Below are 19,040 nucleotides of genomic sequence, written 5' to 3' on the forward strand. Positions count from 1 at the left end.
TATTCACTCGCCAGCAAGCTAAGAGAGCTTATTGTCAGCGCTCGGTCCATGCCTGTTTGGTGGTGAGGGTATAGCGATGGTTGTAATACGCTGGATTGCAAGAAAGTTCTGGTTACTGTCGGTAAGTTTGGTGATTGCTCTGGCAATCATCGTGCAAACAGGCCGACTGCTGTCCCCGCAGGTAGAGAACTATCGTCCCCAGATTAGTCATTGGCTTAGTGAGCAGCTAGGCGTTCCTGTACAGATGGATCGTATTTCCCTGCGTTGGGAGGCCCTTGAAGTTGCATTGCAGCTGGATGGGCTGCGTCTGGGGGAGCACGGTGAGCTGAGAATGGGGCACGGCCTATTCCAGCTGGATCTACTTTCCAGTCTCTGGAACCGGGAATTGGTCTGGAAAGACCTGCAAATGAATCAGTTTTCGGCCGGGCTCAATCGAGATGAAAATGGCCTCTGGTATCTACAGGGGTTTCCCGATGCCCCGCTTAAGCTTGAAGGCAGCACTGCACCCAATTCCGAAGCGGCAGATCCGGCCCGCCTATTCCAGTTGAGCCCCAAAATCCAAATCAGTGATGCAGCGATCACTGTGCGCCTTCCCGATGAGCAGCTGGCAGAAATCAATTTGCCTGAAATCCAGCTGGAAAATAGCGGAGATTTTCACCGACTGACTGCACGGGCTTTTATTTCCCGTGAAGGGGAGAGTAGCCAGGTTGATGAAGAGACCCTACGGGTTGTGTTAGAGGGGCGGGGCAATCCCAAAGATAAAGAGCACTTCTCACTGCGCGGCTATATGCAGCTTAATGAGTTGCTACTGGATGAAGACATTGTCAGCTTGCTTCACGAACTCACCCCGTTACCCGACCGGTTTCACTGGCAGGGGAAGAAGTGGGCAGACGGCCGCTTGTGGTTGCACAGTGATGCCGTAAGTGGGTATCGCATAGTGGGCCAGGTGGACTTGGCCCAAGTAGAAAGCCTGACCGATATGCAAAGGGCAGGAGAAGATATAGAAGAGCATACACTGGCTCCGCTGCGCGCTTTTTCTGGCAACTTGTCGGGCCGCTGGTTGCCGGGAGAGCACTGGCGATTAGCGCTGCAGGATATTGAAATCGATTGGCAGGGCTTGAAAATGCCGTCGCTGAACCTGCAGGTTAACAGTGACCAAGAGGGTATAGCCCTGATGGCTGATCTGGTTGATCTCGCTGGTTGGAGCAGCATCTTAAATCGCTTGTCGTTACTAGAGGGAGCTGCAGATGACTGGTTGCGTGCACTAAAACCCCAAGGTCAGTTGCGCAGCCTGCGTCTGCGAGCTGGTGCGGACCGGCAGTTAGAGATCAGCGCAAACTTGGAAGATATTGCGGTCGAGGCGTTTCGAGGAGCCCCGGCAATTACCCAGTTGAGTGGATATCTTCAAGTTCAGGGCGCCAGTGGCCGGGTTGAACTCGACGGTACCTCCCTCGGGGCGCACTTTCCCAGTCTGTATAAGAATGCTTTTGGCTTTGAGCAAGCCAGCGGCACCATAGCCTGGGATGTCGATAAGGCGTTGAACGAAGTCAACGTATTGTCGGGCCCGCTGATGCTTGGCGGTGAACTTGGTCAGGTCGGTGGTCAGTTTATGCTGTCACTACCCTTCCACGCCCAAACACGACCTGTGGATCTGGTGCTTTCCCTATCGATAAAAGATGCGGGGGTTATTACCCAGGAAGAGCTGGTGCCATTTGTGGTTAGCGATGATTTGCGCAGCTGGTTGAAAACTGGCCTGGGTAAGAACAATCAAGGGCGCGTTGAGAGTGCGGCCTTTATCTATCGCGGCAGCAGTTATAGCAAAGAGGGTAAAGAAGAATTCCTTAGAGCATTCGCGACTCACCAGAAGCGCAGAACGATTCAGTTGGCGCTCGACTTTTCAAATGCGAGCCTAGACTACGCCAGTGAGTGGCCTAAGGTCAGGGATGTGGATGGCCGTTTGTTGCTCGATGATGAAATTGTGCGGGTCAATGCCGATAAAGCCAAGCTCTGGAATATGGATGCTGGAAATATTCTGGTTGCGGTAACCCCTCAGAAGGGTGGAGGCTCACGCCTTGATGTACAAACTGAGGTGGTTGGACCCGCTGCCGATGGGTTGCGACTATTGCGTGAATCACCACTCAGAGATCACCTTGGAAGTGCCTTTGATGATTGGAGCCTGACGGGGAATTTGGATGGCGTTGTATCCTTAACTCTACCCTTGGGACAGTCATCCGTAGTTCCCGAGCAACAGGTTGAAGTCAACCTGAAGCACGGTGACCTTCAACTGAAAGGGCTCCGCCTCGATGCGACTGCGTTGAATGGTTTGGTGAAATACGATAGTGCGACAGGCCTTGAAGGGACCCAGCTGAATGGCAAATTGTGGGGCCGCCCGCTGACTGCTCGTATCCAACATATTGGCGAGGGGGATGCACGGGATACCCAGGTGGTTATCGACGGCAATGCATTGGTTGAGTCGGTACACGCTTGGAGTTCGCGGCCAGAACTGCAGTGGCTGGAAGGAGAAATGGATTATCAAGCCCTGGTGACCATTCCTGCAAAATCAGCGGAAACCCCTTACGCCGCAGTATTTGAGCTCACTTCCAACCTGGCCGGTGTGGCTGTAAACCTACCTGACCCACTTGGCAAGACGGCGGAAACAGAAACCAATTTTGTATTGCGAGTGCCGATTGGAGAGCAGGGCAGCTTGTTCCACTTGGACTATGGAGAACATTTACAGGGGCAATTCTGGCTGATTGATGGAGAGTTAGATCGGGCTGCAATCGCCTTGAATGCTGAGGCAAATTTGCCCTCCAAACGGGAGTTGACGGTCACTGGAGATATTTCCACTGTTGACTTGCCTCGCTGGCAGTCTCTGCTGGATATTTACCAGTTGTCTGAACCAGCGAAGCCAAGCGCTGCCAGTTCTGTTGCAAGTAATGCAGAAAATCCAGGAGAGGCTGCGGGTAGTGCCAGTGAGCCACTTCCGATACGCCTGGATCTCAGTACAGATCAGCTTCGGTTGGGCTCTGCAGAAATTGAGCATATCCATGTTACCGGTGAGGGAGTGGGGACGGATTGGAAGCTCAAATTTGACAGTGAAATGATTGCAGGAAATCTAACCGGCTTACTGGATGGCAGTACACCGTTACGCCTCAAACTGGCTCATTTGCGTCTGCCTCAGCCAGAGAAACCGGCTGAAGTCAGTGATGAAGCTTTTCCCTTAGACCCCTTTGCGGAGGAGGTAGTAGCGGATCCTTTGGCGCAGTTTGATTTTACTAGTTTGCCTCAAATCGATTTTAGTGCTGATAACCTTCAAATAGGTGAAGAGGCCTTGGGGCCTTGGTCATTTAAGTTGAGGACAGCTGCAGATCGTTTGGTGGTGAGTGATATCCACGGCACGGTGAGAGGGTTCCGCATCGAGGGGCAGGGCAAACACAGTGGTGAGCTAGGTGCAGAATTGGTGTGGATGAGGGATGCCGAGGGGCAGCAGTCATCACAATTTATCGGCCGATTGGTGGCGGATGATCTTGCAGATATCCAGCGCAAGATGGGCCATGAGCCGTTGATTGAGAGTAAATCGGCGATCTTTGAAACTGCTTTGAAGTGGGAGGGGGCCCCGACTCAGGTGAAAGGAAGCCTTCTCTCCGGAGAGCTTAAGGTTGATATTCGCGATGGCCGATTCCTGCGATCAACCGGTGCGACAGGCTCTACTGTGTTGCGTCTATTGTCACTGTTTAATTTTGATACCTGGGCGCGACGTTTGCGTCTTGATTTCACCGACCTTTACAAGAGTGGTATGGCTTTTGATAGGGTGCGTGGTGAAGTAGTCTTTGAAGGCGATGGTCAGCTTTTAATCGCTGTACCCATCCAGGTAGAGGGACCCACCAGTGAACTGCAGATGGCGGGGCGGGTTAATTTAGTCCGCGAAGATCTGGATTTAACGTTGGTGGCTACTTTGCCAGTTGGGAATAACCTGGCTTTGGTTGCAGCCCTAGCCGGTGGCTTGCCTGCAGCTGCGGGTGTCTACCTGATCAGTAAGGCATTTAAAAAGCAGGTGAAAAAGGTCGCCAGTGTCAGTTACCGAATTAGTGGTGGCTGGTCAGACCCGCAAATGCGATTTGAGAAATTGTTTGATGGAGATGGCGCCAAACGAGAGGGCGCGGTTCTGGACCACGAGGGGAACAAGACGCAGGTTGGGGTCGGTTCCGAAGAGAAGTCCCCACCTGCAGCTTGAGTTTTAATATCCAGAGGCAGCGTGCAATAGCCATCTAATCTTAGTGATGATCCCCTGTAAAAGGAGCACTCTAGATGGCGTTGCATTCATTATTGCCCCTCCTTCTTTTTACAGCCGTCACCCTTTCGGCGTGTTCTGAGGCAGATGACCACCAGCGCGACCAGAATATGACGGTCGCTCAAGCTGAAAAGCATATTGCAGAGGGGACTGATCTCGATCAGATCCCTAAGTCTGTCTGGAAGCAGATCCTGCCAGAGGATCGCTATAAGGTTCTCTGGAAAAAAGGTACCGAGCCCGCTTTTAGTGGCAAGCTTCTGAATAACAAAGAGAAAGGGGTTTATGTCACTGCGGGTTGCCGTTTACCGGTTTTCAGCTCTGAGCAGAAGTTTGAATCGGGTACTGGATGGCCCAGCTTTTGGGATGTTGCCTACCCACAAAATATTGTTTTAAAGGACGATTACAGCTGGGGCTTGAAGCGGACTGAGGTGTTATCAAAGTGCGGGGAACACTTGGGGCATGTTTTCAAAGATGGCCCGGAGCCCACTGGTTTGCGCTACTGCCTAAATTCTCTCGCCCTGGACTTTGTGCCGGCTCCTGGGGATAAGAAAGCGCAATAACTTCTGATGACTAGATTGCGGGCGCTGCCAGCCAGTTAACTCTGGAGCGCCCGGAGCCCTTATTCCGCTTCCTGGATAAAGAAGTCGCGAAGATAGCGGAATAATTTTCGTTGATTGGTTGGTGGCTTATTGTTTTTGATTTCTCGATGGGAGTCCCTAATCAGTTGGCGCAGCTGTTGGTGATCGACACCGGGATGCTGGTCAAAGAACTCCCCCTGGGCACTATTGCCTTCCTCCAGTAGTCGTTTGCGCCAGTCTTCAGCCATTTTATCGAAACGCAGGTGTTGTTGGTCTCGCTCTTTAAAGCGGCTCAGCACTGTTTCTATCGCTTCTTGGTCGGCACTGCGCATCAACTTGCCGATGTACTGCATCTGGCGCCGGCGAGCTTCATTGGATTTGATCCGATGTAGCGTAGCAATAGCTTCCTGCAAGTCCTCATCTATGGGGACTTCAGCCAGTTGGGCCTTGGAGAGCTCGGTTAGTTGCTTGCCGAGGTCCTGCAGCTCGTGCATTTCTTTTTTGACCTGAGTTTTACTTTTCGGCAGGTCGTCATCGTAATCGTCGTATTCGTACATCTTTGATTCGCTTTCGGTAAATAAGGGGGCTTGGTCCAGAGGTGATTTAGCTAAAGTACCAAGTGGCCAAGCCCAGAAAAGACATAAAGCCTACTACATCGGTGACTGTAGTAAGCGCTACCCCGCCGGCCAGTGCCGGGTCTATATTCATGGCACGCAATGCTACTGGTAATATCGCTCCGGCGAGTGCGGCGGTTAATAGGTTGATTATCATGGCGGCAAGGATAATGACCGCAATCCATATATCGCCAAACCACATGGCGGTTATCAAGCCCATCACAAGCGCCCACAAAAGAGCATTGAGTGCCGCCGAACCCAGCTCACGGGAAAGTAGCCAGCTTAAATTACTGCGTCCTATCTGGCCTAAGGCCATACCGCGAATGACCACTGTCAGCGTTTGGCTACCGGCCACGCCCCCCATGCTGGCGACGATGGGCATTAGGACTGCTAGGGCTACCACCTTGTCCAGGGTATTTTGGAACAAACTGATCACCCAGGAGGCAAGCAGAGCTGTGAGCAGATTAATACCCAGCCAAACGGCCCGGCGCCGAGCAGTGCGCCCTACTGGGGCAAAGGTGTCTTCCTCCTCATCGAGGCCGGCAAGGCTCATCAGGGAGTGATCTGCATCCTCTCGGATAACATCTACTACATCGTCAATGGTGATTCGCCCCAGCAGGCGGTTATCTTCATCGACTACCGGTGCGGTAATCCAATCATATTTCTCAAACAAGCGCGCGACTTCAGTGTCGGGCATATCTGCGGGTATCGGTTCCACATCGGTATTGACCACTTCGCGAACTGTCACCGATGGGTCTGTGGTGAGAAGTTTGGATAGTGGCAAGAGACCGATATATTGGCCCCTCCGGTTAATCACAAAAAGGCTGTCGGTAGATTCCGGTAGTTGCTCATGGCGCCTAAGGTAGCGAAGTACCACATCTAGAGTCAGATTGGGGCGGACAGAGATTGTGTCCGTATCCATTAAACCGCCAGCAGTGTTCTCATCATAGGCGAGAACACTTTCAACCCGGAGGCGGTCGGTTTCCGTCATCGATGAGAGCACTTCGGCAACAACTCGCTCCGGCAGCTGCTGAAGTATATCGGCGATGTCGTCGGCATCCAGGCCTTCCATCACCTCCACCATCTCCTCGGTATCCATAGTGGCGAGGATCTGGCTGCGCACATCGTCGGTGAGTTCCTGCAGGACCTCACCCTCTATTTCCCTGTCCACCAAATTCCAAAGTACCTGGCGGATACGGGGTGGAGAGCTCTCCAGCAATTGCGCAACACTCTGGGGGGTCAGGGTCTTGAGCATGCGCCGGACTTCTTGTCCCGTACCGCTATCCAGCGCGGCATACAGCTCACCCAGCTGATTCTGTGCGCGGAATTTGATTTCGGCTTGGGGAGAGCTGGGCACAACAAGTCCTTACTGCTAGTGGTGGATTTGGGAGGCGATGTAAAAGCTTAGCGATTTAATGTTTAGAGTGAGCTTTTCGTGGCAATAGTATACTGGCCTCTATTCAGCTTCGCCGAATCGATTGGAGATCAGTGTGCTGATAGCTTCCAGGGCGGCATTTTCATCTGTCCCCTCTATTTCCAGTTCCAGCTCCGTGCCTTTGCCCGCAGCTAGCAACATTAGGGCCATCACACTTTTTCCATCTACGGCTTTACCCTGGCAATGCACTTTAATATTGGAGCAGAACCTGGAGGAAGTCTGCGCGAACTTGCTTGCAGCGCGGGCGTGCAAGCCGAGTTTATTGATGATGGTCAGTTGGTGTTTCTGCATTGCGCTGCTCGACAAAAATCTATTTTTGTTGCTCCCTGTGGCGTATCTGGACGTTATCAAACTCTTTGGAAAATTTCTTTACCAGCTGTTCAACCATATAAACTGATCGATGTCGGCCCCCAGTGCAGCCGATAGAGACACAGGTGTAGCTGCGATTACTTTTCTGGTAGGAGGGCAGCCAGTTTTCCAAAAAGTTGGTGATGTCAGCCTCCATCTTTGCGGTCTCTGGGTGAGAGCGCAAGAATTCGGCGACCTCGATATCCTTACCGGTTTTTTCTCTTAGAGCTGGTTCCCAGTAGGGATTGGGTAGACAGCGCAAGTCAAAAATCAAGTCTGAATCCACAGGCACCCCATACTTGAACCCGAAGGACTGGAAGAGAATCGCCATGCTGTTTGATTGTTCTCCAACAACACGATTTTTAATCAGTTCACGCAGTTGGTGCAAACTCAGGGTGCTGGTATCAATAACCATATCTGCGATGGTTGAGATAGGGGTGAGAAGCTCTTTTTCCTGATTGAGAGCTTCTAGCAAATGGGTGCAATCATTGCTGAGAGGGTGCTTCCGTCTGGTCTCACTGAATCGCTGTACTAAAACCGGCTCGCGGGCATCGAGATAGATAACATCACATTGAACCCCTGCCTCGCGCAAGGACTCAATAACACTGGGAGCCTGTCTAATGTCTTGCCAGAGGTTGCGGGCATCGACACCCAGGGCCAGAGGTGTGTTTTCTTTTGGCGGTTGTGACTTGACCCTCTTAACCAGCTCCGGGAGCAGGCTGGTGGGAAGGTTGTCGATACAATTGAAGCCGACATCTTCCAGTAATTGCAGTGCAGAACTTTTTCCGGAGCCGGAGCGTCCACTAATTATCACCAAGCGCATGGAGAGCCCTTTTCTTTGATCAAGTCTTTATTATTTCGCTTGTTGCACTACCTGAACAATGAGGCGAATGTCAGCTCTGAGACTCAGTTACTAACAAAACCTCCTCTAGGCGGCTGCAGTACTATCAATAGCGAGGGCATATAGCTCATCACTACTTTGTGCTTGCCTTAGCTTATCTCTAACCTGGCTGTTGGAAAACAGAGCGGCGATTTCGGCTAGCGTATCCAGATGTTCCTGCTCAGCATCTTCGGGGACCAGAAGAGTAAATAGCAAATCGACAGGCTGGCGGTCGACAGAGTCAAAATCAATGGCGGGCTGGGTGGTACAGAGAACCCCAATGGGGCTATCACAGCCGGGCAGCCTGCAATGGGGAATGGCAACACCATCGCCGATACCGGTGGAACCAAGGCGCTCACGGGCGATCAGTTGGTTAAAAACTGTATCGGAGTCGTGTTGGGGATATTGTTCGGCAATGGCCTGGGCAATATTGAGCAGTAGCTTTTTTTTGCTGCTCCCCGCCAGATGGCAAAGGCTAAGGCGGGGAGAGAGTAATGCTTCCAGTGTCATAGTTCAGCGATGGTTCTGCAACTTCTCTTTGTGTTTTTTCAGTTGGCGGTCCAGCTTATCGGTGAGCGCATCAATTGCCGCGTACATATCTCTGTCTTCGGATCCAGCACAGAGGTCGTGACCGTTTATATGTACCGTCGCCTCAGCTTTTTGGATCAGTTTTTCGACGGATAAAATTACTTGCGCGTTGGTGATGTTGTCGTAATGTCTGGACAGCTTCTCCATTTTGCTTTCGCAGTAGCTGCGCATAGGTGAGGTAACGTCGACGTGGTGGCCACTAATATTGATCTGCATGGATTTCTCCTTAAAGGTGCATCACAAGCCGGCGCTCACCCCCTATCGGGTCGCAACCCTACTAGGAAGTGGGCCAGAATGGAAGGATACACTCAAATTTTGGATTTTGGTTGCAGGTTGGGGGCGGAAGGCGCCAGTAGCGTATGACTGGAGGTGGGTTAGGGGTCAGATTAATTGGCTGTGTTTGGGTTGTGACTTAAATGAGCCTCTTTCTCTCACTTGAGGAGGGGATGCCCATAGATTCACGGTATTTCGCTACCGTTCGGCGCGCAACCTTGATGCCTTGCTTGTCCAGCTCCTGAGTGATTTTGTTATCTGATAGCGGCTTTCGAGGTACTTCCGTGTCAATCAGCTTGCGAATCAGGGCTCTAATGGCGGTGGATGACGCATCCTCACCGGAATCTGTACTGACGTGGCTTGAGAAGAAATATTTGAGTTCGAAAACTCCCCGTGGAGTCAGCATATATTTTTGGGTGGTCACTCGGGATATGGTGGATTCATGCATGCCAATGGTTTCAGCAATATCTGCCAGAACCATTGGTCGCATTGCCTCTGGGCCTTCCTCAAAAAAGCCTTGCTGCTTATCCACAATGGACGTAGCGACCTTTAGCAGGGTGTCGTGGCGGCTCTGTAGGCTCTTCAAGAACCAACGGGCCTCCTGCAAGTGATCCCGCATGAAATTGTTTTCCCGGGAGTTGTCCGCCCGTTTTACCAAGGAGGCGTAGTGGCCATTAATCCGGATCTTGGGAGTGATCTCTGGATTGAGTTCGACCAGCCAGCGGTGATCTTTGCGGGACACAATAATATCGGGAATGACATAAGCGGGCTGTTCCCCGCTGAACTCCTCACCTGGATTGGGGGTTAGTGTCTGGATAAGGCGGATTACTTCGCCGAGCTGGGCTTCGTTGAGACGTGTGCGTCGGGTGAGTTGCCTGAAATCCCTTTTTCCAAGTAATTCCAAGTGGCGCTCAATGATGGTCTGCGCTTCGTTTAGCCACGGAGTTTCCGCTGGTAGCTGCTTGAGCTGGAGTAGAAGGCACTCTTGGAGGTTTCTGGCCCCACAGCCAGCTGGTTCGAATTGTTGTACAGCTTTAAGGACTGCAACTACCTCATCTTCTTCGAGCTGAAGGGAGGTGGCCATGTCATCAGCGGTGGTATTGAGGAGACCGTTTGGGTCGATGGCGTCAATAAGGTGCTCGCCGATCCATTTATCGTGACTGGAAAGTGCTGTCAGGTTTAATTGCCAGCGCAAGTGGTCTTGAAGTGTGTCGGTGGAAGAGTTGCGCTCAAAATTGGGGTCGTCGCCCTCGGCGGGACCACTGTAGCTGCTGTAAATGTCGTCCCAGTGAGTATCAACCGGCAGCTCTGTTGGAATATCCTGGTTCCATTCAGAATCACCAAGTTCTTTTTCCTCAGCGGCTGTGTGGGTTAAATCCTCCCCTGCAGCGGCTGGCAGCTCTTGTTGTGCGTTGCTCTCAGTATCGGCAGTTACTTGTTGAGCCAGATCTTCACCCTCAGCTTCCAGCATTGGGTTGCTGTCGAGGGCTGCCTGGACTTCTTGCTGTAAATCTAGTGTGGAGAGCTGCAGGAGGCGTATTGCCTGCTGCAACTGGGGGGTCATGGTTAGCTGTGCGCCGAGCTTGAGCTGGAGAGACTGCTTCATAATTTAAAGTTGCAGGCCAGTGCGACAAAGGGTTCGTCAAAATTAACCCGAGATGGCGCAGACTACCTTGACCCTCAAACTATTACAAGCAATAAGCGTGCCGACTATTGCCTGCCAGAAGGTCAATTCCTATGTGGGATATGATATGTTTTTCGAGATTTTGCCTATTTAGTTACGCCTGTCATCATTTGCCATTAAATCGTGAATTCATGTCCCAAATAGACTTCGCGTACCTGTTGGTTAGCGAGAACATCATCGGGTGTGCCTGAGGCAATAATATGCCCCTCGCTGACGATATAAGCAGTTTCACAGATATCCAGGGTTTCTCTCACGTTGTGATCTGTGATCAAAACGCCGATATCCCTGTCCCGCAAGTGGCGAATAATGTGTTTGATGTCGTTCACTGAAATAGGGTCTACACCAGCAAAGGGTTCATCGAGCAAGACAAAGCTTGGGTCTGTAGCCAGGGCTCGTGCAATCTCCACCCTGCGCCGCTCTCCGCCGGATAGGGCCATTCCTAGGCTGTTTTCAATGTGTGTGATATTGAACTCTTCGAGCAACTCCTGGGCCTGCACTTCGCGCTTTGCACGATTGAGTCCTTTTCGGGTTTCGAGGATTGCGAGAATATTGTCACGCACTGACAGGCGTCGAAAAACAGAGGCTTCCTGGGGCAGGTAACCGATTCCCTTGCGGGCGCGCCCGTGCATTGATAGGCGGGTAATATCTTCGTTGTCGATTAGGACTTGCCCGGCATCGGCCTGCACCAGCCCTGCGATCATATAGAAGCAGGTGGTTTTCCCGGCTCCATTGGGGCCAAGTAAGCCAACGACCTGCCCACTTGAGACGCTGACAGAGACATCTTGGACAACTTTTCTTTTTTTATATTGTTTGGCGAGGTGTAACGCTTGTAGCGTTGGCATAATGAGTCCTGAAATCTAACCGCGGCCGAGAGGGGTAGCGGATTACATCATTGTAAGTAGCGCTGTTTTACAGGCACTGAAATTTGGATGAATTACTGGTCTGTGTCGGTATTAGCTTCAGCAGGCTCGCTGGTTTCGGTGCTCTCAGGTTTCCAGATCATCTCAACTCTGCCTTGGCCAGGCTGACTGCGAGCGCTCATTTGCTCAGTTGCGAGATCGTAGTCGATTTTCTCCGCAGTTAGGGTGTTGCCATCGCGATCGATATAAGCTTGCCCTGTGAGCTGCAGTTCTTCAGAGCTGATGACATACTCGATGCGCTCAGCACGGGCTTTTACAGGCTCTTCGCTCTCCAATATCTTTTGTTGGAAGTGCGCGGGGCGGCCCACAGCAATCACCCGGCTGATTTCATCGCTGGCCGTGAAGTACACTTCCACGCGATCTGCCTTGATCTGGAGGGAGCCCTGTGTGATGACCACGTTGTCACTATATACCACTAAGTTATTGGCGCGGTCGGCTGACATAGATTCCGAGCCCACAGAGATTCTCTGGGTTCTGTCGTCGGGTAAAGCCTGTGCTGCAGTGGCAATAGCTGCCAGCGCAATTGCAGTAACGGCCTTAAATATTGAGGGATAGCGGTTATTGGGTGTCATAGCTGCTCTTCACGTCGGATAGAATTTCCATCCGGTTTTCTTTCAAGTAGGCGCGCATGCCCTTCCCTTTGGTGTGGTTAGGGCCAGAGCTAATAGTAACAACTTTGTCGGTTTCGGCGAATTCCCTGTCAGGGAAGATCGTAATACGTGACGTCTTTAGTTGGATACCATCAGGGGTGGGGAGTTCATCAATTTGAACTGCACCGCTGAGAACGATGCGTTCTCCGCGATTGAAGGCCACTCCCCTTTTGGACCGAGTTGCCCACTTGGGCTGGTCGTCCGTATAGAACAGCATGCGCGGCTCTTCAAGGTTGGCTCGATCCCGACGTTTAAATTGAAAGTAGGTGATTTGCTCTGCATCCACTCGATAAGCTAGGTTGCCTGTCTGGTCAAAGTGGCGAGTTTCAGCCCCTTTGATAATAAGGTCCGCAGCCCGATTTTGTTGCTGAGGAGTGGGCCTTTTACCTAAGAGCTGTTCTGGCGGACTTTCGGAAAACCAGAGTCCGGCACTTATAAGCAGAATGACCAGTATGAGAGGCAACCACGAGCGCATCATTTTTCTCCGTTATAGGGGGCGAGCGCCGCGTCAAAGGTCCCTTGTGCAATCATAATGCGGTCGCAGACTTCGCGTACAGCACCCTCGCCGCCGCAGGCCTCTGTGATCCACAGGGCTCTCTCCCGTACGGGTGGGGCTGCATTAGGTGGTGCAATGGGGCACCCGATCTTGGTCATTACCAATAGATCGGGGTAATCATCCCCGACATAAGCGATATCTTCCAGGCGGCATGACTCTTCAGAAAGTAATTCTTGTAGTGCGACAAACTTGTCCTCCCGGCCCTGAATCAATTTATTGATCCCCAGGTCGTGCGCACGGCGCTCTACAACATTACTGCGTCGGCCAGTAATGATTGCTACGCGCACCCCAGAGTTCTGTAGCATTTTAATGCCGTGCCCATCCAGAGTGTGAAAGGTTTTGAGTTCGTTGCCGCTATTGTCAAAATAAAGCTTGCCATCTGTCAGAACACCGTCCACATCCAGAACAAGCCAGCGGATATTTTTCAGGGAATCATTTAATTTTTGCTCGGGTATCACCGGGGTAATCTCTCTTCGCCTTTGATTGTGAGGGCAAAACCTGCGTATTAATTGTCCGGTATTATCTCAGATAACTCCGGCGCGCAGAATATCGTGCATATGGAGTACGCCGACAGGATGGTGGGCTTCATCTTCTACTACTAATGCAGTGATTTTGTAGTCCTCCATAATTCTCAGGGACTCTGCAGCGAGAGTGTCAGCAGAAACCGTTTTAGGGCGGCGGCTCATCACCTCTTCCATTACAGCTTTGTCGAGTGCGATTTTTTGATCTATTACTCGGCGTAAATCGCCGTCGGTGAAAACGCCGAGTAATTCACCGTCGCTATTTACAATAGTTGTCATACCGAACCCTTTGCTGGTCATCTCTAGCAGGGCTTTTGATAGCAGCGTCTCTGGAGTTACCTGGGGGAGTTCATCGCCCGCATGCATCACATCCTCAACCTTTAGAAGAAGTCGGCGCCCTAGGGCACCGCCGGGGTGGGAGAAGGCAAAATCTTCGGCAGTAAAACCCCTGGCCTCGAGCAGGGCGACTGCAAGTGCGTCTCCCATCACCAGAGTAACTGTTGTCGATGAGGTGGGGGCCAAATTGAGCGGGCAAGCCTCTGTGGCTACTGAGATATCCAAATTGACTTCCGCGGCTTGAGCTAGCGGGGAGTCAGTTTTTCCTGCCATGCTAATTAGTGGAATGCCCAGGCGTTTTAGCAGAGGTAGTAGAGTGAGGACTTCAGCGGAGGAGCCAGAGTTGGATATGGCTATGACTACATCATCCCGGGTGATCATACCGAGATCACCGTGGCTCGCCTCGCCGGGGTGAACAAAAAAGCTTGGTGTGCCAGTACTGGCAAGCGTAGCAGCGATCTTGCGGCCAATATGCCCAGATTTCCCCATGCCGGTAACTATCGTACGGCCGCGGCATTGCATGATCATTTCACAAGCACGCTGGAATTCGCCATTAACTCTGTTTTCCAGTGCTGCTACCGCTTCGGTCTCCATGCGGACGGTGCGGCGCCCGGCTTCCAAGATCAGATCCTGTGTCATCAACTGCCTCAAATCGCTTACTAGTGCTTAATAGGTGGTAATCAAGCCGTCTTATTATGCGACAGCTTCAATATTTACTTATGCGACAGCGTGAATAATTTTTGTCATAAGATTCCAGTAGTTTGAGGAAAGCTCAGTTTTTTGCTGTCGTGCTAATCTATATTAGCGGGCTGCTGGCGGCTGAAAAAGCCAGTGTGCTTTTCCTGGGTGTCAAATGACACGCTCGTACACCACCACATTACCGGGTGCGGCCATGGTATAGTTTGCCGTCACCGCTGTCAGCTATGTCACTCAATGGATGATCGGCACACTCTCAGTTGGACTGCGGGAAGGTTGGTATGTGGTATTGCTGTGGCACTAAATTGCGCCATATGCGTCCAAGGAATGATTTGCTAATTGGAGATAATTTGTGAACGTATCATTTTGGATTGGCCGGTACGGTTTGTCGCGATGGATTAGGTTTGCGCTTTGTGCTGTTTTTGCATCTGCAATAGTGCCTGTAGCTAATGCTGCCCAAAACCCTTATGTAATGATTAAAGGGGTTTCTGATGAGTTGCTGGGGGTGATCCGATCCAATGCCCAGTATGCAAATTCAGACCCACAAAGATACTACAGTGCTGTTGAGGGGGTTTTGACCCCGGTTGTTGATTTTGACTTTATCGCTCGCGGTGTAATGGGACGCTATGCCAAGCAGGCGACTGCTGACCAGCGCTCTCGTTTTACGGATGCTTTTCGTCGCGATCTTGTAGCGACATTTGCTCGCGGCGTGGCAAATTTTGGCGACCTGGATGTAAAAGTGGTCAATCCCGGCACCACACCTCAAGGTAATCGTGTAAATGTGCTGCAGGAAGTTCGCAGCAAAGAGGGTATAACAAAAGTTTCGTATACCTTGGTGCGCAATCGGGCAGGCCAGTGGAAGTTGATCAATGTGATTCTGAATGGGGTCAACCTGGGTAAGACTTTCCGCAGTCAGTTCTCGCAGTCAATGCAGACTTATGGGGACATCGACAAGGTGATTTCTAATTGGTCAGCGGCAGACGATGCCGCAAATAAAGTGAGTTGATCCGCGAACTTTGGGGTGCGTAGCTGCGCACTCCGCTTGATTCAAGTACACTTGCGTGCTGTTTTTAACCAATCGCAAGTCCCTCCTATGCAACCAGACGAAATCAAGGCCCTGATCGAAGGGCAAATTCCCGACAGCACTGTTGAAGTGGCTTTTGAAGGTAGTCACCTGATGGTCACTGTAGTGAGCAGTTCCTTTGAAGGTCTGAGTCGTTTAAAAAAGCAACAGCTTGTCTATGCCGCTCTTGGTGAAAAAATCGCCGATGGCACCTTGCATGCCGTGCAAATGCAGACTCTGACCCCAGAAGAAGCCAGTCGTTAACTTGCCATTGCCACTGAGGTGTTGGCTATCTAGAAAGAGATTGAATGGATAAGTTGATAATAGAGGGCGGCAGCCCAATTTCCGGGACTCTGCGGATTTCTGGAGCTAAGAATTCAGCCTTGCCGATATTGGCTGCTGCTTTATTGGCTGACGGGCCTGTGCAAATCGATAATTTGCCGCATCTCAACGATATTACCACCATGATCACCTTGCTCCGGTGTATGGGGTGTGACGTCACTATTGATGAAAAGCTGGGTGTTGAGATTGACCCTCGCTCAGTCAATGACCTGACCGCTCCCTATGAGCTGGTTAAGACGATGCGGGCCTCAATCTTGGTTCTTGGGCCCCTGTTGGCTAGGCACGGGGTTGCGAATGTCTCCTTCCCTGGTGGTTGTGCAATTGGCAGTCGCCCGGTCGATATTCACCTAAAGGGCCTTGAGGCAATGGGTGCTGAGATAACTATCGATGGTGGTTTCATTCGGGCGCGCTCCAATGGTCGTCTTAAGGGAGCCAATATTGTCATGGAGAAAGTGACAGTTGGCGGCACTGAAAACCTGTTGATGGCAGCGGCACTGGCAGAGGGAACTACGACTTTGCACAACGCCGCTCGCGAGCCCGAAATCGTCGATTTGGCAGAGTTCCTTATTGCTATGGGGGCTCAGATTGAAGGGGTTGGCACTGACACCCTGCGTGTTCACGGTGTACCTAAGCTTACCCCCTGCAAGTTCACTGTTATGCCGGACCGTATTGAAACCGGAACCTTCCTTGCGGCAGCTGCTGCGGCGAGGGGCAAAGTGCGCCTGCTCAATACTCGTGCCGATATCCTCGATGCGGTTATGGTTAAGTTCGAAGAGGCCGGAGCTCATATCAGTTGTGGCGACGATTGGATTGAGCTGGATATGAAAGGCAATCGCCCTAAAGCGGTGAGCTTCCGTACCGCGCCTTACCCAGCCTTCCCTACAGATATGCAATCCCAGTTCACAGCAATGAATGCTGTTGCCGAAGGGAAGGGAACTGTAGTTGAGACAATCTTTGAAAACCGCTTAATCCAGGTTCATGAGCTGAATCGAATGGGGGCGGATATCACTCTGGAGGGCAATACAGCAATTGTTACCGGGGTGGAGAAGCTTAAGGGCGCTCCCGTAATGGCTTCAGATCTGCGCGCGTCAGCTAGCTTGGTTATAGCTGGTATGGTGGCGGAGGGTACTACTATGGTAGATCGTATTTATCATATTGACCGCGGCTACGAGTGTATTGAGGAAAAGCTACGACAGCTCGGCGCGAATATTCGGCGTGTCCCTGGCTGATTGCTGCCAAGTTAACCTTAAGAGCCAATGACGGACTGGCATAAATCAAAATGACTGCACAAATTACAATCGCACTGACAAAAGGGCGGATTCTTCAGGAGACTCTACCGCTTCTTAAGGCGGCGGGGTTGGAGCCTACTGAAGACCTAACTAAAAGCCGAAAGTTGATATTTCCGACGAATCGCGAAGGGGTACATCTCCTCCTCCTGAGGGGAGTGGATGTACCAACTTATGTGCAGCATGGAGCCGCAGATATTGGCGTGGCGGGGAAAGACACTCTTCTCGAGCATAGTTCTGATGGTATTTACGAGCCTCTCGATTTGGGCATTGCCCGCTGCCGCCTGATGACAGCTGGTGTCAAGGGCGGGCAACTGCCCAGCGGTCGAATTAAGGTCGCTACCAAGTTTGTACAAAGTGCCAAAAAGCACTATGCCTCGATTGGCCGTCAGGTTGACATTATTAAGCTGTATGGGGCTATGGAGCTTGCTCCGCTAATGAATTTGGCCGACGAGATTGTCGATATTGTAGATAGTGGCAATACGCTAAAGGCCAATGGCCTTGAAGCCCGAGAGACCATTGCGCAAATCAGTAGTCGGTTGATCGTCAACAAGGCAGCTATGAAGATGAAATATGCGCCAATCAATAGTTTGATTGAGAAGTTGGCATCGGCTGTAGCACAAACCAAATAGATACCCGAAGCATTATGACGAGCAAAGTAATTCGTCGGCTAAATACGGTCGATAGAGATTTCGATGGCCAATTAAAGCAGCTATTGGCTTGGGAGGCAGTGGCAAATCAAGAGGTTGAAAGTATCGTTGCAGAAATATTGCAGCGTGTTCGCGCTCATGGTGATATGGCTGTTATCGAGTTCACCAACCGCTTTGATCATCGGCGCCTGGAAAGCGCGAAAGACTTTGCTCTGCCGGCTGCTGAGCTTACCGCGGCTCTAGACCGTATAAGTACCGAGGAGCGCGAGGCCCTGGAGGCAGCTGCTAATAGAGTGAGGCGTTACCACGAGCATCAAAGACAGGAGTCCTGGCGCTATACGGAGCTCGATGGAACTGTGCTGGGGCAGCAGATTACCCCAATGCAAAGTGTCGGCATTTATGTTCCTGGAGGTAAGGCGAGTTACCCTTCTTCCGTGCTTATGAATGCAATTCCTGCAAAAGTTGCCGGGGTTGACGCCGTAAATATGGTGGTGCCGGCTCCGAAAGGGGCGCTGAACGACCTGGTGTTGGCGGCAGCGGCAATAGCTGGAGTGGACCAGGTGTTTACGATTGGTGGTGCCCAGGCAGTAGCGGCGCTAGCCTATGGTACTGAGTCTATTCCCGCGGTGGATAAAATAGTTGGCCCGGGGAATATCTTTGTGGCCAGTGCCAAGCGAGCTGTTTTTGGTCATGTTGCTATCGACATGATTGCTGGCCCCTCTGAAATTCTGGTGATTTGTGATGGGCAAACAAATCCTGACTGGATTGCCATGGATCTGTTGTCACAGGCTGAGCACGATGAACAGGCGCAGTCAATTCTGTTGTGTCCTGACTCCAAGTACTTAGATCGGGTTGAGAGTTCGCTGCAAAGGCTTTTGGTCGAGTTACCTCGGGCTGAGATTGCTTCCCGTTCCCTTGCTGATCGTGGAGCGTTGATCCAAGTGGAGTCCATACAGCAGGCGATCGAAATCTCTAATCGGATTGCACCGGAGCACCTGGAAGTTTCAGTAGATAATCCTGAGGCTTACCTTCCTGAGATCCGGAATGCCGGAGCCATTTTCCTTGGGCGCTATACGGCAGAGGCATTGGGGGATTACTGTGCTGGCCCCAATCATGTCCTTCCTACTAGTGGCACTGCCCGTTTTTCCTCACCACTGGGAGTTTACGATTTTCAGAAGCGGAGTTCGGTGATCTACTGTTCTGAAAAAGGTGCTGATACCTTGGGGCGCGTAGCGCATACTCTTGCTCTGGGTGAGGGCTTAGATGCTCATGCTCGCTCTGCCGGGTACCGAGTCAAAGATTCTTGAACGTTGCATCCGGCAGGTTTCT

General features: G+C 51.6%; 19 protein-coding genes. 7 read left to right on the forward strand and 12 right to left on the reverse strand.

The window, feature by feature from the left end; translation table 11 throughout:
- Window positions 1-76: 76 nt before the first annotated feature.
- Together ACJJIN_RS22890 and msrB are read left to right on the forward strand one after the other, a co-directional pair.
- A complete protein-coding gene (locus ACJJIN_RS22890; protein ID WP_444896339.1) occupies window positions 77-4,234 on the forward strand; it encodes a YhdP family protein in 4,158 nt (1,385 codons plus the stop codon).
- Window positions 4,235-4,308: 74 nt separating this feature from the next.
- Window positions 4,309-4,851, forward strand: coding sequence for a peptide-methionine (R)-S-oxide reductase MsrB (gene msrB, locus ACJJIN_RS22895; RefSeq protein ID WP_444896340.1), 543 nt, complete (start codon window positions 4,309-4,311; stop codon window positions 4,849-4,851).
- A gap of 59 nt (window positions 4,852-4,910) precedes the next feature.
- Here the strand turns inward: msrB and yjgA are convergent, their stop codons facing one another.
- From yjgA to ACJJIN_RS22955, 12 genes are all read right to left on the reverse strand, one after another.
- On the reverse strand, window positions 4,911-5,426 hold the full coding sequence (gene yjgA, locus ACJJIN_RS22900) for a ribosome biogenesis factor YjgA (protein WP_444896341.1): 516 nt from the start codon (window positions 5,424-5,426) through the stop codon (window positions 4,911-4,913).
- A 46-nt stretch (window positions 5,427-5,472) separates the two neighbouring features.
- Complete coding sequence (gene mgtE, locus ACJJIN_RS22905; protein WP_413663049.1) at window positions 5,473-6,840, reverse strand: magnesium transporter; 1,368 nt, start codon at window positions 6,838-6,840, stop codon at window positions 5,473-5,475.
- A 99-nt stretch (window positions 6,841-6,939) separates the two neighbouring features.
- On the reverse strand, window positions 6,940-7,209 hold the full coding sequence (locus tag ACJJIN_RS22910; RefSeq protein WP_444896342.1) for an HPr family phosphocarrier protein: 270 nt from the start codon (window positions 7,207-7,209) through the stop codon (window positions 6,940-6,942).
- Between the two features lie 19 nt (window positions 7,210-7,228).
- Window positions 7,229-8,089: an RNase adapter RapZ gene (rapZ, locus tag ACJJIN_RS22915; protein WP_444896343.1), complete on the reverse strand. Its 861-nt coding sequence runs from the start codon at window positions 8,087-8,089 to the stop codon at window positions 7,229-7,231.
- A gap of 105 nt (window positions 8,090-8,194) precedes the next feature.
- Window positions 8,195-8,656, reverse strand: coding sequence for a PTS IIA-like nitrogen regulatory protein PtsN (ptsN, locus tag ACJJIN_RS22920; RefSeq protein WP_444896344.1), 462 nt, complete (start codon window positions 8,654-8,656; stop codon window positions 8,195-8,197).
- A 3-nt stretch (window positions 8,657-8,659) separates the two neighbouring features.
- Window positions 8,660-8,950, reverse strand: coding sequence for a ribosome hibernation-promoting factor, HPF/YfiA family (gene hpf, locus ACJJIN_RS22925; protein ID WP_108734230.1), 291 nt, complete (start codon window positions 8,948-8,950; stop codon window positions 8,660-8,662).
- Window positions 8,951-9,146: 196 nt separating this feature from the next.
- A complete protein-coding gene (locus ACJJIN_RS22930) occupies window positions 9,147-10,613 on the reverse strand; it encodes an RNA polymerase factor sigma-54 (protein ID WP_444896345.1) in 1,467 nt (488 codons plus the stop codon).
- Between the two features lie 194 nt (window positions 10,614-10,807).
- A complete protein-coding gene (gene lptB / locus ACJJIN_RS22935; protein WP_444896346.1) occupies window positions 10,808-11,533 on the reverse strand; it encodes an LPS export ABC transporter ATP-binding protein in 726 nt (241 codons plus the stop codon).
- A 92-nt stretch (window positions 11,534-11,625) separates the two neighbouring features.
- Window positions 11,626-12,183 carry a lipopolysaccharide transport periplasmic protein LptA gene (gene lptA / locus ACJJIN_RS22940; RefSeq protein WP_413663043.1) on the reverse strand — a complete coding sequence of 186 codons (558 nt, stop codon included), beginning with the start codon at window positions 12,181-12,183 and terminating at the stop codon, window positions 11,626-11,628.
- A complete protein-coding gene (lptC, locus tag ACJJIN_RS22945; protein ID WP_444896347.1) occupies window positions 12,170-12,739 on the reverse strand; it encodes an LPS export ABC transporter periplasmic protein LptC in 570 nt (189 codons plus the stop codon). Before lptC ends, lptA begins: the two co-directional genes overlap by 14 nt.
- On the reverse strand, window positions 12,736-13,275 hold the full coding sequence (locus tag ACJJIN_RS22950; RefSeq protein ID WP_444896348.1) for a KdsC family phosphatase: 540 nt from the start codon (window positions 13,273-13,275) through the stop codon (window positions 12,736-12,738). Before ACJJIN_RS22950 ends, lptC begins: the two co-directional genes overlap by 4 nt.
- A 66-nt stretch (window positions 13,276-13,341) precedes the next feature.
- Window positions 13,342-14,313, reverse strand: coding sequence for a KpsF/GutQ family sugar-phosphate isomerase (locus tag ACJJIN_RS22955; RefSeq protein WP_444896349.1), 972 nt, complete (start codon window positions 14,311-14,313; stop codon window positions 13,342-13,344).
- Window positions 14,314-14,722: 409 nt separating this feature from the next.
- Between ACJJIN_RS22955 and ACJJIN_RS22960 the strand changes: the two genes are divergently transcribed.
- The 5 genes from ACJJIN_RS22960 (at window position 14,723) to hisD (ending at window position 19,018) form a co-directional block, all read left to right on the forward strand.
- Complete coding sequence (locus ACJJIN_RS22960; protein ID WP_444896350.1) at window positions 14,723-15,376, forward strand: MlaC/ttg2D family ABC transporter substrate-binding protein; 654 nt, start codon at window positions 14,723-14,725, stop codon at window positions 15,374-15,376.
- Between the two features lie 87 nt (window positions 15,377-15,463).
- Window positions 15,464-15,697 (forward strand): BolA family protein, encoded by a 234-nt coding sequence (locus ACJJIN_RS22965; protein ID WP_444896351.1) that lies wholly within the window; start codon window positions 15,464-15,466, stop codon window positions 15,695-15,697.
- A gap of 44 nt (window positions 15,698-15,741) precedes the next feature.
- Window positions 15,742-17,004 carry a UDP-N-acetylglucosamine 1-carboxyvinyltransferase gene (gene murA / locus ACJJIN_RS22970; protein ID WP_444896352.1) on the forward strand — a complete coding sequence of 421 codons (1,263 nt, stop codon included), beginning with the start codon at window positions 15,742-15,744 and terminating at the stop codon, window positions 17,002-17,004.
- Window positions 17,005-17,054: 50 nt separating this feature from the next.
- Window positions 17,055-17,693, forward strand: coding sequence for an ATP phosphoribosyltransferase (hisG, locus tag ACJJIN_RS22975; RefSeq protein WP_444896353.1), 639 nt, complete (start codon window positions 17,055-17,057; stop codon window positions 17,691-17,693).
- 14 nt (window positions 17,694-17,707) lie between these two features.
- Window positions 17,708-19,018: a histidinol dehydrogenase gene (gene hisD / locus ACJJIN_RS22980; protein WP_444896354.1), complete on the forward strand. Its 1,311-nt coding sequence runs from the start codon at window positions 17,708-17,710 to the stop codon at window positions 19,016-19,018.
- Window positions 19,019-19,040: the final 22 nt, after the last annotated feature.

It is taken from the genome of Microbulbifer maximicatervae (SeqCode) (assembly GCF_052467505.1).

Coding starts and splice junctions, on each gene's coding strand:
- ACJJIN_RS22890 (WP_444896339.1), top strand. CDS start 77: ATGGTTGTAATACGCTGGATTGCAAGAAAGTTCTGGTTACTGTCGGTA.
- msrB (WP_444896340.1), top strand. CDS start 4,309: ATGGCGTTGCATTCATTATTGCCCCTCCTTCTTTTTACAGCCGTCACC.
- yjgA (WP_444896341.1), bottom strand. CDS start 5,426: ATGTACGAATACGACGATTACGATGACGACCTGCCGAAAAGTAAAACT.
- ACJJIN_RS22910 (WP_444896342.1), bottom strand. CDS start 7,209: ATGCAGAAACACCAACTGACCATCATCAATAAACTCGGCTTGCACGCC.
- rapZ (WP_444896343.1), bottom strand. CDS start 8,089: ATGCGCTTGGTGATAATTAGTGGACGCTCCGGCTCCGGAAAAAGTTCT.
- ptsN (WP_444896344.1), bottom strand. CDS start 8,656: ATGACACTGGAAGCATTACTCTCTCCCCGCCTTAGCCTTTGCCATCTG.
- hpf (WP_108734230.1), bottom strand. CDS start 8,950: ATGCAGATCAATATTAGTGGCCACCACGTCGACGTTACCTCACCTATG.
- ACJJIN_RS22930 (WP_444896345.1), bottom strand. CDS start 10,613: ATGAAGCAGTCTCTCCAGCTCAAGCTCGGCGCACAGCTAACCATGACC.
- lptB (WP_444896346.1), bottom strand. CDS start 11,533: ATGCCAACGCTACAAGCGTTACACCTCGCCAAACAATATAAAAAAAGA.
- lptA (WP_413663043.1), bottom strand. CDS start 12,183: ATGACACCCAATAACCGCTATCCCTCAATATTTAAGGCCGTTACTGCA.
- lptC (WP_444896347.1), bottom strand. CDS start 12,739: ATGATGCGCTCGTGGTTGCCTCTCATACTGGTCATTCTGCTTATAAGT.
- ACJJIN_RS22955 (WP_444896349.1), bottom strand. CDS start 14,313: ATGACACAGGATCTGATCTTGGAAGCCGGGCGCCGCACCGTCCGCATG.
- ACJJIN_RS22965 (WP_444896351.1), top strand. CDS start 15,464: ATGCAACCAGACGAAATCAAGGCCCTGATCGAAGGGCAAATTCCCGAC.
- murA (WP_444896352.1), top strand. CDS start 15,742: ATGGATAAGTTGATAATAGAGGGCGGCAGCCCAATTTCCGGGACTCTG.
- hisG (WP_444896353.1), top strand. CDS start 17,055: ATGACTGCACAAATTACAATCGCACTGACAAAAGGGCGGATTCTTCAG.
- hisD (WP_444896354.1), top strand. CDS start 17,708: ATGACGAGCAAAGTAATTCGTCGGCTAAATACGGTCGATAGAGATTTC.